This is a genomic window from Bifidobacterium castoris (assembly GCF_003952025.1).
In the GTDB taxonomy this organism is placed as follows: domain Bacteria; phylum Actinomycetota; class Actinomycetes; order Actinomycetales; family Bifidobacteriaceae; genus Bifidobacterium; species Bifidobacterium castoris.
Genome location: NZ_QXGI01000004.1, coordinates 177,787 through 190,901, shown reverse-complemented (window position 1 = coordinate 190,901; position 13,115 = coordinate 177,787). Strand labels below are relative to the sequence as shown.

The window sequence follows — 13,115 nt, the reverse complement described above, 5'->3', positions numbered from 1 at the left end:
TGTATGGGTTTTTTGGGGATGCCGATGCAATCAATGCAGCGTCGTGACGATGACGTCGCGTCCGTGCGGCTCGTCCTCGATGACCCGGCGCACCGCCTCGCCGACCGGGACCGCGTCCATCATGCGGTCGTTGACCCTGAACGAGGCGGCGAACAGCTCGTCGTCGTCCGGCTGCGAGACGGGGTCGAGCAGCACGACGGGGATGCCTGCGTCGCGTGCGAGCCGCAGCGCGTCGCGCCACCGGTCCGGCTGCCGCGACATGTCCGTCCCCGCGATGACGATCAGGCTCACGTTGCGCCCGACGGCGTCGCGCACCGCCTGGATCCGCGCGTCCCCCGCATCGTCGGCGGCGTCCACCGGCGTGAGGACGACCTTGTAGCCGTCGGCGTCCAGGGCCTCCTCGACGAGTCCGTCCGCGCCGTTCGCGGAGCCGACGACCGCGACGGTCCGCGTCTCGCCCGGCGAATCGACATGCGCCGGGTCGTCCGGGCGCGACGCGCCGGTGTCGCCGACCGCGGCGCCCTTCGGCGCGCATGAGGCCAGCGCGCAGACGGCGAGCGCGCAGCACACGCCCACAGCCACCTTGAAGATGATGCCATTGCCCATGCCAGGCTCCCGTCTCATGATCGTCCGTCGGCGCGCGGGCGCGCGTCCTCATCGGCGGCTTCGCATTCGTTGGCCTCCTCGGCCTCCTGCTCGCTCTCCTCCTCGGTGCGCCTGAGCTCGAGCTGCCTGTGGCGGTGCATCGGATCGGCCACGATCAGGTAGGACACCCAGATCGCGAGCGCCCAGAACGGGATGCCCATCAGCAGCCGCGCCGTGCCGAGCCATCCGACGTGGTTCGTCAGGTACAGCGGCACCTGCACGGCCAGGCGCAGCGCGAACACGCCGATCCACAGCCAGGTGATCGTGGCGTAGGCGCGCATCAGCGCACGGTCGGAGCGCCAGCCGTCGAGCCATGCGCGGAAGCGTTCGGTCGGCAGCGAGCGGATGAACTCGATCATGAAGCCGAGCCCGGGGACCTTGACGAGCAGCGAGACGAGCAGCACGACGATGTATACGGCGTTCGTGATGAAGCCGTACATGTAGTAGTTGCGCGCCTCGCCGCTCTTCCACGCCCATACCAGGCAGATCGCGACGGCCGCCAGCCCCGAGAGCGCGCCCATGACCGACTGCCGCTGGCACAGCCGCACGACGACCTGCGCGACCGCGAGCGCCGCGGAGACGATGACGGTGAGCCTCAGGTCGCTCGTGACGATGAACATGACGACGAAGACGACGCCGGGCAGCATCGATTCGACGACGCCCCGCGGGCCGCCTATCGCCTGGATGACCGAGAAGTCGTCGCCGCCGGCTGCGAGCGCGCCGAGTCCGGTGCGTGTGCGTGTGCGGTCCATGCCGTCAGCGCAGTTCGGAGAACATCGGCCCGCGCGACAGCGTCGTCTTCTGCTCGACCTCGTGGTCGGAGTTCATCGGACCGGTCGGCTTGCCGTCGATCGTCGCAGGGGCTTCGTCGCCGTCCTCGGCCGTCGCGGCCTGCGCCATCGCGCGGCGTTCGCCCGGCGTCAGCGGCTGCGCCATCGGGATGAGGTCGCGCGGCGCGAGCGGCTCCTCGCCGCGGTCGACGACGATGTACGAGAAGAAGCGGTCGAGCACCTTCGCCTCCGGACTGTCGGAATCGTCGGCGGCCGGTCCGGAGAAGATGCCGCGCAGCATCCAGCGCGGGCCGTCGACGCCGACGATGCGCGTGATGTGCTTCTTGCCGTTCGGCAGCTGGATCGGCAGGCGCACCTCGGCGCCGAAGATGCCGGGCTCCACCGTGGCGGCCGGGTTCGCCGCGACGAGGTCGTCGCGCACGTCGTCCCACAGGCCCATCGTCTTGGGCGCCGCGAAGGCCTCGAGCTCGAGGCTCGAGCGGCCAATCGTCACCGTGGCGCCGAGCAGCGTGTTGTCCGCCTTGCTCGCCTTGAGACGCAGCTGGATGCCCTGCACGAACGGTATGTAGAAGGAGCCGAGCGACAGGTATTCGTCATAGTCGGGGCCGTTGTCCTCGCTGATGTCCCACGGGCCGAACTGTTCTCCGCGGCCGGCGTAGTCCATGACCGCCTCGGTCGGCACGGCCAGATCCTCGCCGCCTTCGGCGTCGGCGGCTTCCGGCAGCCCCTCGGATTCGTCGTCGCGCACGGCCTTCGCCTCGGCGGCGCGCTCCTCCTTCGAGACGTCCCGGCCATGCCCGGGCCGCCCGGCGTCTGTGACGTCGATGTCTTCGGCATCCTCCCGCGCGACGTCCTCGGTCTGCGAGGCGACGGCCTGCGCGAGGCGTTCCTCGCGCTCCTTCGCCGTCGTCTCCTTCTCCTTCTTCTTCCTGCCGAATCCGAACAGTCCCATCAGTGCCTCGTCTCCTGTCTGCTGATGCGCGCGCCCATGCCGTCGACGTCGTCGCCCAGAGCGCGCCCATGCCCATGATTTACCGCCACTAGCCTAGCACGAGCGCACGGCCCGCGTCCGCGGCCGGCCGTGTTCCGTCACCACCTTTCCACAGCATGTCCCGAGGGGGTCCGTCGGGTCCGCTCACACGTCGTAGGTGATGCTCAGCGGCGCATGGTCCGACCACCGCTTGTCCCATCCCTCGGCGCGGTCGACGATGAAGCCGCGCGCCGTCTGCGCGAGCTCGGGCGTCGCGAACTGGTAGTCGATGCGCCATCCGGCGTCGTTGTCGAAGGCGCGTCCGCGCTGGCTCCACCACGTGTACGGCCCTTGGATGTCGCCGGCGAGGTCGCGCATGACGTCGACGTATTCCATCTCGTCGAGCCATTTGTCGATGTAGGCGCGTTCGGCGGGCAGGAAGCCGTGCGTCTTCAGGTTCGCCTTCGCGTTCTTCAGGTCGATCGGCTTGTGCGCGATGTTGAAGTCGCCGCAGATGACGGCCTGCCTGCCGCCGGACGCCGCCTCCCGGCGCATCTGCTCCATGCGGGCCGTCATCGCGTCGAGGAAGCGGTACTTCTGCACCTCCTTGATGTCGTCGCCGTCGCCGCCCGCATGCACGTACACGCAGGCGACGGTCAGCGTGTACCCCTGTTCGGTCCTGACGTCGGTCTCCACCCAGCGTCCGGTGTCCACGTCCTCGTCGAGCCCGGGCAGCCCGATGCGCGCGTCCTCGACCGGCAGCACGCTGACGAGCCCGACGCCGGCGCGGCCCTTGATCCTGCACACGTCGTCGATTACATGGACGTCGGCCGGGTCCTGCACCTTCCCCGCCTGCACGTAGTCGTCGCCGATCTGCCGGAAGATCTCGTCGAGGATCTCCTGCGGGGCGCGGGTCTCCTGCATGCACCACACGTCCGGCGTGTGTCCGAGGAGCCATTGGTCCATGCCTTTGCGTTTCGCGGCGCGGATGCCGTTGAGGTTTGAAGTCGTGATCGTCATCGTCATAGGTCACGAGACTACCCGTGCGCATGTCCGAACGCCGCCGGCTTCGCAACGCGCGGGAGCGCGCCGGCGCCGACCGCGTTCGGCCTCGGCGTACTTCTGCGGCGTCATCGAAGGCGCACTACCGTGGGAACCGTCATCGGATGAACAGGTCCCGTCAACGAATCGAGCAATGATGTCCACACCACAGCGTTCCCTGCCCACCGGCGCCCCGCGCCCGCATGTCCCCAGGATGTTCCTCGCGTGCATGGCGCTCGTCGCCGTCGCGCTCGTCTGCGCCGTCGTCTCGTTGCGCGACGACAGCGAGTTCTACAGCGACGTCTTCATCGAGGTCTCAGTGTTCATCGTATTCATCGCCGGCTTCTTCACGAACTCCAGACGTCTGCAGCTGTGGTATCTCATCGGCGCGAACGTCTACGTCATCATCTTCCTGTCGATCTTCGGGAAGGTCTTCTACGACAACTTCAACCAGGGCGTCGGCGTGCTCGTCCTCATCCAGCTCATCTTCTCGGCGATCAACCTCGTGCCGATCTGCATCTACCATCTGAGCAACCGCACGTTCTTCTACAGCTACCAGCGCCAGCTCATCTACCCGACGATGTTCTTCGCGTTCGTGCTGCTCGGCCATCTTCCCGGCGGCGATCTGCTCACGAAGGAGGTCACGCACGAGATCTTCTCGCTGATCATCTTCGCCCAGGCCTTCGATCTGCTGGATTCGATCCACAGGATCGGCAAGGCGCACCACATGGCCGCCTACACCTTCGCGAAGGAGGACGGCTCCGTCGTCGCCGATGACGGGGACGAGGAGGAGCGCAATCCGGTCGAGGAATGACCGGCATACGCTGCAATGCGGCCTTGCATATGCGACAGCGGCGCGGCTCCCGACCATGGGAGCCGCGCCGCTGTCGCGTCTACGGCCGCGAAGGCGGTCACAGGTCGAGGCCGAGCTCGAGCTTGCCTCCCGGGATCGCGTCGAGCAGGTCCTTCGTGTACTGCTGCCGGGGGTGCAGGAAGACCTCGTCGGTCGTGCCGTGCTCGACGAGCCTGCCGTGCTGCATGACGACGACGTCGTCGGCGATCTGTCTCACGACGGCCAGGTCGTGCGTGATGAACAGGTAGCTCAGCCCGTTCTTCGCCTGCAGGTCGTTGAGCAGATGGAGCACCTGGTCCTGCACGAGCACGTCGAGCGCGGATACGGCCTCGTCGCAGACGATGACGTCCGGGTTGAGCGCCATCGCGCGCGCGATCGCGATGCGCTGGCGCTGGCCGCCGGACAGCTCGTTCGGATAGCGCTGCATGACCGATTCGGGCAGCTCGACCATGTCGAGCAGCTCGCGCACACGCGCCGCGCGGCTCTTCTTGTCGCCGATGCCGTGGATGCGCAGCGGCTCCTCGATCGAACGGAAGATCGAATACATCGGATCGAGCGAGCCGTAGGGGTTCTGGAACACCGGCTGCACGTGCCTGCGGAAGTCGAGCAGCGACTTGCCCTTGAACTGGGCGATGTCCTGCCCGTTGTAGGTGACGGTGCCGCTCGTCGGCTCGAGCAGCTTGAGCACCATGTTCGCCACCGTCGACTTGCCGGAACCGGATTCGCCGACGATCGCGAGCGTCGTGCCGCGCTTGACCTTGAAGCTGACGTCGTCGACGGCCTTGAACATCTCCTTGCGGCGCGGGAGCTTGAACTCCTTCGTCAGATGCTCGACGTCGATGATCGTGTCGGCGTGCTCGAGCGAATCCTCGTTGACCCTGTGCTCCATCAGCGCGCTCGCATCCGCGCCGCGCTCCTCGACGGAGACGATGCGCTGCGAGGCGAGCGACGGCGCGGCGGCGACGAGGCGCTTCGTGTATGGATGCTGCGGGTGCTGGAGCACCTCGAGCGACGGGCCGGATTCGACGACGCGCCCCTTGTACATGACGACGATGTGCTGCGCGCGTTCGGCGGCGAGGCCGAGGTCGTGCGTGATGAACAGCACCGCCGTGCCGAGCGAGTCGGTGAGCCCCTGCAGATGGTCGAGGATCCTCTTCTGCACGGTCACGTCGAGCGCCGAGGTCGGTTCGTCGGCGATGAGCAGCTCGGGGCGGCACGCCAGACCGATCGCGATGAGCGCGCGCTGGCGCATGCCGCCGGAGAACTCGTGCGGGTACTGGCGCGCGCGCACGGCCGCGTCCGGCAGGCCGGCCTCGTCGAGCAGGCCGGCGATGCGGTCCTCCATCGAGGAGCCGGTGACGTACTTCTTCGCGATGTACCATGCGTCGTCGTCCTTGACGCCCGCCTTAATCAGGTCGTCGGCGACGCGCCAGCGCGTCTCGGAGCCCGGGACCCATTCGGAGCGCAAGTACGCCATCTTCCTCTCGAGGGCGTCGCCGGTCACGCCGATCCTGACGAGGGCCTGCTCGGCCGCCTCGATCAGCTCGGGCAGCTCCTTCGAGCCGAGGAAGGTCTCGTCGCCTTCGCTCTTGATCTCGATGTCCGCCTCGGCGAGCGCCTTCGCCAGATCGGAGCGCTTCTCGTGCGAGACGTCCATGTTGTTCGCGACGAGCGCCTCCTTGACCTGCGTGCCGATGCGCCACACCGGGTTGAGGTTGCTCATCGGGTCCTGCGGCACGAGGCCCATCTTCGAACCGCGCACGGCGGCGAACTGCTTCTGCGTGTAGTGCGAGATCTCGGTGCCGTTGAGCCTGATCGAACCGCCGACGACCTTGCCGGTGCCCGACAGCAGGCCGAGGCACGCCATCGCCGACGTCGACTTGCCGGAGCCGGATTCGCCGACGATCGCGACCCACTGCCCCGGGTAGACGCTGAACGACGAGTCGCGCACCGCGTGCACGGCGCGTCCCTCGTCGGTCGTGAAGTCGACCTGCAGGTCCTTGACTTCGAGGAGCGGACCCTCCTGACGTTGCAGATCCTCGAGTTTCTCCTCGATCTTCGTGTCTTCTGTCATTGCTTACTCCTACGGAAAATCTCAGGCCGTGCGGCTCTTGGGGTCGAGCGCGTCCTTGACGGCGTCGCCCATCATGATGAACGCCAGCACGGTGATCGCGAGCGCGACGGACGGGTAGAACAACACCATCGGGTCGGTGCGCAGGATCGACTGCGCCTTCGAGATGTCGCCGCCCCAGCTGACGGTCGTCGTCGGCAGGCCGATGCCGAGGAAGCTCAGCGTCGCCTCGGAGACGATGTACGAACCGAGCGACGTCGTCGCGATGACGATGATCGGCGAGACCGAGTTCGGCAGGATGTGGCGGAACAGGTTGCGCGTCGGCGTCGAGCCGAGCGCGGTCGACGCCGTGTTGAACTCGAGGTTCTTCGACGAGAGCACGGCGCCGCGCGCGATGCGGGCGGTGGAGACCCAGCCGAAGAGCGCGAGCACGAGGACGACCTTCCAGATCGACGTGACCGTGCGGAACATCTGCAGCACGACGATCGCGCCCAGCAGCATCGGGATCGCCATGAAGATGTCGACGATGCGGCTGAGGACCGCATCGACCCAGCCGCCGAAGAAGCCGGCGATCGCGCCGACGAGCGTGCCGACGGCCACGACGATGATCGTCGTCAGGATGCCGACGCTCAGCGACGTGCGCGTGCCGTAGATGACTCGCGAGTAGACGTCGCAGCCCTGCAGGTCGTATCCGAACGGATGGCCGGCGCCGGCCGGCTCCAGCGAATTGTCGAGGTTGCAGTAGTTCGGGTCGTTCTTCGTGAAGACGCCCGGGAAGAGCGCGACGAAGACGATGAAGACGATGAGGATGCCCGAGATGATGAACAGCGGGTTCTTGCGCAGCATGCGCCACGCGTCGGCCCACATGCTCGTCGCGGGCGCCGATTCGTCGACGGTGTCCACGGTCTGCAGCGGCGTCTCGTCAAGCGGGGCGACGTAGCGCTCCTGTCCCGGCAACGGTTTCGTGATGTCTGTCATTGTGCCCTCCCTCACGCGTAACGGATGCGCGGATCAAGCGCCGCGTACAGCATGTCGACCAACAGGTTGCAGATGACGAACACGAGCGTGAGCAGCGTGACGACCGAGACGACCATGTTCGCCTCACCCTTGAGGATGCTCTGGTAGGTGAGGAAGCCGATGCCGTGGATGTTGAAGATCTGTTCGGTGATCATCGCGCCGCCCATCAGCGCGCCGAGGTCCTGGCCCAGATAGGTGACGACCGGGATCATCGAGTTGCGCAGGATGTGGCGGAAGGTGACCGAGGTGTTGCTCATGCCCTTCGCGCGGGCGGTGCGCACGTAGTCCAGCGCGATGTTCGACGAGACCTCGGAACGCGCAAGGCGGATGATGTAGGCCATCGAGACCGAGCCGAGCACCATCGCCGGCATCAGCAGATCGAGGAAGCCGGGGTTCGAACCGGCGGTCACCGGCAGGATGCGCCATTTGACGCCGAGGAAGTACTGGCCGAGGAAGCCGGTGACGAAGGTCGGCACCGAAATCAGCAGCAGCGAGACGATCAGGATGACCGAGTCGTACCACTTGCCCTTCTTGAGGCCGGAGATGACGCCGAACACACATCCGAAGATCGCCTCGAAGCAGAACGCCATGAGCGCGAGCTTGATCGTGACCGGGAACGCGCGTCCGATCTCCGCGATGACGGGCTGACCGGCGAAGGTCTCACCGAAGTTGAGGCTCAACGCGTTCTTCAGGAACAGGAAATACTGCACAAAGAACGGTTTGTCCAGATTGTATTCGGCGCGGATCTGGGCAGCGACGGCTTCATTGACGGGCTTGTCTCCGAACATCGCCTTGACCGGGTCACCCGGAAGTGCGAAGACGAGCGCATACACCAACAGTGTCGTACCGAGAACCACGGGGATCATCTGCAGGATACGGCGCAGAAGATATTTGCCCATTGGTTGCTCCTTGTTGTCGTACAGACCGCATCAGGGCATGACGCAGCATGCCGCACGCGGTCGCGGTATCCAGCAAGTCTACCGCATGACTTGACTTCCGCGGCCCGGTCCCCCTGCGATCACCCGAAGCCTGCACCGTTCGTTCACGTTCTGGGTGAACGGCGCGCCGGTGCGTGGGCCGGGAGCCGTCCGGGCCGCCGCAGGCCGCCGCAGGCTGCGGGTGCGAGCGACAGGCGCGACGTCGCCACCATATGGTTAAATTATGCATTTACACCGAAAATGACCGGAAAAGGGGACGTGATGCATGAGCAACAGACCGTGACCGTCCGCATCGAGCTCTTCGACGACGAGCCCGAGACCGCCGCGGAGACGCGACGGGACTGAGCGGAGCACTGGAACCCGCCGCCGCCGCGGCGACGGGCACGCATAGAGGAAGGGGCTCCGGAACCTCGATGGTTCCGGAGCCCCTTCCCGTGCCGTCGCCCGGTCATGCCCCGGACGGCGTCATGCGCCGGTTCACTTCGTCATGTTCTCGTAGATCGGCTGGTTCTGCCAGTCCATCTCGAAGCCCTTGACGCCCTTGGCGGCCACGCCGTTCGCGTTCGAGTAGTACAGCGGGATGGCCGGAAGCTGCTCGAGCAGGATCTCCTCGACCTGATGGTAGAGGTCGATCTGCTCGTCGCTGCTCGTCGCGGAAGCCGCCTTGCTCAGCAGCTCGTCGACCTCGGCGTTCTTGTAGTCGCCGTCATTCGAGCCGTGGCCGTCGGCCGCGGCCGAATCGTAGAGCTGGTACAGGTAGTTCTCGGCAGACGGGTAGTCGGGCTGCCAGCCGGTGCGGAACGCACCCTCGATCTTGCGCTCGGAGACCGCGTTGCGGAACTCCTGGAAGGTCGGCATCGGGTTCGTCGCGGCGTCGATGCCGAGGTTGTTCTTCACCTGATTGACGATCGCGTCAAAGATCGGCTGCGCGCCGCCGTCGGCGTTGAACGAGAAGGTGAGCGTGCCGTCCCACTTGGAGATGGCCTCGGCCTGGGCCCACAGCTTCTTGGCCTCGGCGGGATCGGCCTTGAGGTACTTGGCGTTCTTGAGGTCCTTCGAATAGCCCGGGATGACCGGCGCCGTGAAATCGGTCGCCGGCGTGCCGACGCCGTTGAGCACCTTGCTGACGATCTGCTCGCGGTCGATCGCCATCGACAGCGCCTGACGGCGCAGCTGGCCTTCCTCCGTGTTGGTCTCCCAATGCTTCATGTCCGCCGGAATCGTGAAGGTCTGGATGACCGAACCGGCCTTGTTGTAGGCCTCGACGGACGAATCCTGCTCGAAGGTCTTCGTGTCGGAGGCCGGGACGGTGTCCATCACGTCGAGGTTGCCGGCCTGCACATCGGCGTAGGCGGAATCGGGGGACGTGTAGATCTTGAAGGTGACGCCGTCGTTCTTCGGCTTCTCCTCGCCCTTGTAGTCGGCGTTCTTCGTCAGCACGATCTGCGAGTTGTGGTCCCACTTGTCGAGCTTGTACATGCCGTTGCCGACCGGCTTCTCGCCGAAGGCCTTCGGGTCCTTGTAGAAGGACTCCGGCAGCGGCGCGAAGGCCAGATAGCCGACCTTGATCGGGAAGACCGAATCCGGCTGCGTCAGGTCCACGGTGAAGGTCTTGTCGTCGACGACCTTGAGGCCGGAAAGCTGCTCGTCGCCCTTGAGGCCGTCCTTCTGCAGGTCGTCATAGCCCTTGATCATGCTGAAGAACGACGAGCACTTCTGCGCGTTCTTCGCGTTGGCCGTGTAGCTCCACGATTTCGTGAAGGACTCGGCCGTCACCGGCGTGCCGTCGGTGAACTTCCAGCCGTCCTTGAGCTTGACGGTGTACTGGGTCGCGTCGTCGTTCGGTTCGATCGACTCGGCCACCTCCATCTGCGTGTCGCCCTTCGAGTCGTAGCGCACAAGGTTCGCGAAGAGCAGCTGGCCGACCTTGCCGCCGCCGGTCTCGTTCGTGTCGCCCGGGATCAGCGCGTTCTGCGGTTCCGAGTTGAACGCGGTGATGACGTTGCCGTCGGCGTTGGATGCGTCACCCGATCCGCCGCAGCCACCGAGCAGCATGCCGAGCGCGCAGGCACCTGCGACGACGGCGATTGCCTTCTTCTTCATGGGATCACTCCTTTTTCCTTGGGGTCGGACGACGGGGTCGTCCCCCGCCGAAAACAACGGGGCCGAAACCGTTCGAGTTCCGACCCCATCGCCGATTAACTTCTCATTGTGCCACAGCCATGCAACCGCCGAAGACGATAACGCTGTCATCGACGGCGTCCCTATTCACGGCCACGCCGCCATGCGCCGCGGCGCCAACGGTCCGTCGGCCACGCCGCGAAACGGCTTCACCGCAGCGCGCACGGCGGCACATGGCGCCCGCCCGCCGTCGCCGCCATGACGATGCGAGCGTTTGCAGACGACAGGCCGCCGCCGTCCCGACGTTTTCCGCCGCGTGTTCTCACTGCGTGAAACAAGTGCGGCTCACGCGCGCGGGAAGGCCTGCGCGTAGCGCGCCTTGAGCTGCTCGATCGAGACGTGCGTGTAGCGCTGCGTCGTCTGCAGCGACGAATGCCCGAGCATCTCCTGCACCTCGCGCAGGTCGGCGCCACCGTCGAGCATGTGCGTCGCGGCGCTGTGACGCAGTGCATGCGGCGAGATGTCGGGCACGCCCGCACGGGCCGCCTCGCGGTGCACGACGTCGCGCACGACCCGTTGGTCGATGCGGCCGCCGCGCGCGCCCAGGAACAACGCATCGCCGGAGCGGGCCGTCGCCAGCCGCGGCCTGCCCTGCCCCGTCCACCGTTCGAGCGCGCGCTGCGCCGGCAGTCCGAACGGCACGACGCGCTGCTTGTTCCCCTTGCCGATGACGGTGATCGTGCGGTTGCCGTAGCGCACGCTGTTCAGATCCATCGCGACGAGTTCGGCGACGCGGATGCCGGTCGCGTACAGCAGCTCGAGCATCGCGCAGTCGCGCAGCGCGAGCGCCCTGCGATGCGGATTCTCGTCGTCGGCCGGCTGTGCGTCGGCCGTGTCCATCAGCGTCTCGGCCTGCGCCTCGTTGAGCACGGCGGGAAGCGTCCCGGGCAGTTTCGGCGTGCTCAGCGAGGCCGCAGGGTCGTGCGCGGTGCGCCCGTGCCGTCGGGCCCATGCGAAGAAGCCGCGCACGGCGATCGTCCGACGTGCGAGGCTGCTCTTCGCGATCCGCTTCGAGTCGTGCGCCATCCACATGCGCAGGTCGTCGAGCGTCACGTCGCCAAGATCCGTCCTGCCGAAGGATTCGAGGACGCCGATGCAGGCGAGCAGGTCGCAGCGGTAGGCGGCGATCGTGTGTTCGCTCAGCCCCTTGGCGCCGCGCAGGTATCCGACGTATTCCTCGACCATGCACCGCGCATCCGCCATCATCCGCTCCTTCGTCCGTCGCGCCGCGGGCACGTGCCCGATACGGCGTGCGACCACTGTACCGCCGGCCCCCTATCGCCGCGGCCCCGCGCAACGGTTGCGCGGCGCCCCCGCGATCGACGTGGGTCTCGCATCGCGAGACGGACGGACGTCACCTCGGGAAGACGCCGACCCCATGCGATCGTTGGAACGACGCCGATGCAACCAATGGTTGCCGGCGCCGGCGCGGGACGCAACCACAAGCTGGCGGACAGCGGGCGCGATGTGGACGATAGTGGGGCCAAGCGGCCGCGGCGTGGCCGCGCCGGCGGACGAACGGCCCATGGAAATGGACATATCGCCGCCCGATGCCGCATGACACGCTACGCTTCGGTCGTGGAGATCCGCGTCCCGGCGCGATGCGTCCGGCCGGACCGTGACCGATGTCATATGCGATGCCGACCGGCGTCGCATATCGTGACGGCGGTCACGGCCCCGCGCATGCGCGGCAGCGGATAATTGGGTACAGGGTAACGACATCGGGCGCATGGCCCCGCGCGAACGGCGCATCCATGCGCGCATCCTCGACACACCTACGTGAAAGGTACATATGAGCAGGAAATCAACAGGCGGCACCATGCCGAAAACCGACCCGATCGTCGCGAAGGCGGTCGATCTGTTCAAGACCTACGGCGACACAGACAGTCAGGTGACGGCGCTCGACCATGTCAGCGTCGATTTCCGGCGCGGCGAGCTCACGGCGATCATGGGGCCGTCCGGTTCGGGCAAATCGACGCTCATGCACTGCATGGCGGGCCTCGACGTGCCGACGAGCGGCCGGGTCCTCGTCGAGGACCTCGAGGTCTCGTCGATGAACCAGAAGCAGCTCACGCAGCTGCGGCGCAAGGAGATCGGCTTCATCTTCCAGTCGTTCAACCTCGTGCCGACGCTGACGGCCGAGGAGAACATCCTGCTGCCGCTGCAGATCGCGCACCGTCCGATCGACCGCGCATGGTTCAGGAAGGTCGTGAACGTCGTCGGCCTTGAGAACCGCCTCGATCACCGTCCCAGCCAGCTGTCGGGCGGCCAGCAGCAGCGCGTCGCCTGCGCCCGCGCGATGATGGAGCGCCCGAGCGTCATCTTCGCCGACGAGCCGACCGGCAACCTCGATTCGCGTTCGAGCCGCGAGGTGCTCGAGTTCCTGCGCCAATGCGTGCGCGACTACGGCCAGTCGATCGTCATGGTGACGCACGACCCGCGCGCCGCGAGCTTCGCCGACCGCGTGCTCGTGCTCTCCGACGGCTCGATCACACAGGATATGGACCACCCGAGCTACGACGACATCCTCGCCGTCTTCGCCGAGCACGACGACCCGGACAACGGCCCGGTCGACGTCGAGGCCGCCGGCGTCAAGGAGGGCTGAGCC

11 protein-coding genes are annotated in these 13,115 nt (G+C 66.6%); 2 read left to right on the top strand and 9 right to left on the bottom strand.

Going from position 1 to position 13,115, the window contains the following annotated elements; genetic code table 11:
- Positions 1-30: 30 nt before the first annotated feature.
- The 4 genes from D2E22_RS10525 to D2E22_RS06345 form a co-directional block, all read right to left on the bottom strand.
- Positions 31-606, bottom strand: coding sequence for a type 1 periplasmic-binding domain-containing protein (locus tag D2E22_RS10525; protein ID WP_164518439.1), 576 nt, complete (start codon positions 604-606; stop codon positions 31-33).
- A gap of 14 nt (positions 607-620) precedes the next feature.
- Positions 621-1,397, bottom strand: coding sequence for a DUF3159 domain-containing protein (locus D2E22_RS06355; RefSeq protein WP_126032251.1), 777 nt, complete (start codon positions 1,395-1,397; stop codon positions 621-623).
- A gap of 4 nt (positions 1,398-1,401) precedes the next feature.
- Positions 1,402-2,388: a DUF3710 domain-containing protein gene (locus D2E22_RS06350; RefSeq protein ID WP_126032250.1), complete on the bottom strand. Its 987-nt coding sequence runs from the start codon at positions 2,386-2,388 to the stop codon at positions 1,402-1,404.
- Between the two features lie 183 nt (positions 2,389-2,571).
- Positions 2,572-3,432 (bottom strand): exodeoxyribonuclease III, encoded by an 861-nt coding sequence (locus D2E22_RS06345; RefSeq protein ID WP_126032249.1) that lies wholly within the window; start codon positions 3,430-3,432, stop codon positions 2,572-2,574.
- A 169-nt stretch (positions 3,433-3,601) separates the two neighbouring features.
- On the opposite strand from D2E22_RS06345, the gene D2E22_RS06340 reads away from it, so the two are divergent.
- Positions 3,602-4,261 (top strand): hypothetical protein, encoded by a 660-nt coding sequence (locus tag D2E22_RS06340; protein ID WP_241218252.1) that lies wholly within the window; start codon positions 3,602-3,604, stop codon positions 4,259-4,261.
- Positions 4,262-4,358: 97 nt separating this feature from the next.
- Here D2E22_RS06340 and D2E22_RS06335 read toward each other — a convergent pair whose 3' ends face one another.
- The 5 genes from D2E22_RS06335 to D2E22_RS06315 all read right to left on the bottom strand — a co-directional run bounded on the left by D2E22_RS06335 (position 4,359) and on the right by D2E22_RS06315 (position 11,713).
- Positions 4,359-6,374: a dipeptide ABC transporter ATP-binding protein gene (locus tag D2E22_RS06335; RefSeq protein ID WP_126032248.1), complete on the bottom strand. Its 2,016-nt coding sequence runs from the start codon at positions 6,372-6,374 to the stop codon at positions 4,359-4,361.
- 21 nt (positions 6,375-6,395) lie between these two features.
- Positions 6,396-7,349, bottom strand: a complete 954-nt coding sequence (locus D2E22_RS06330; RefSeq protein ID WP_126032247.1) for an ABC transporter permease — start codon at positions 7,347-7,349, stop codon at positions 6,396-6,398.
- Between the two features lie 11 nt (positions 7,350-7,360).
- On the bottom strand, positions 7,361-8,287 hold the full coding sequence (locus D2E22_RS06325) for an ABC transporter permease (protein WP_026645127.1): 927 nt from the start codon (positions 8,285-8,287) through the stop codon (positions 7,361-7,363).
- A 516-nt stretch (positions 8,288-8,803) separates the two neighbouring features.
- Entirely contained in the window at positions 8,804-10,429 is a 1,626-nt protein-coding gene (locus D2E22_RS06320; RefSeq protein WP_126032246.1) for a peptide ABC transporter substrate-binding protein, read from the bottom strand.
- A 363-nt stretch (positions 10,430-10,792) separates the two neighbouring features.
- Complete coding sequence (locus tag D2E22_RS06315) at positions 10,793-11,713, bottom strand: tyrosine recombinase XerC (protein ID WP_126032245.1); 921 nt, start codon at positions 11,711-11,713, stop codon at positions 10,793-10,795.
- Between the two features lie 586 nt (positions 11,714-12,299).
- Here D2E22_RS06315 and D2E22_RS06310 point away from each other — a divergent pair.
- Positions 12,300-13,112, top strand: coding sequence for an ABC transporter ATP-binding protein (locus tag D2E22_RS06310; protein ID WP_241218251.1), 813 nt, complete (start codon positions 12,300-12,302; stop codon positions 13,110-13,112).
- Positions 13,113-13,115 lie beyond the last annotated feature (3 nt).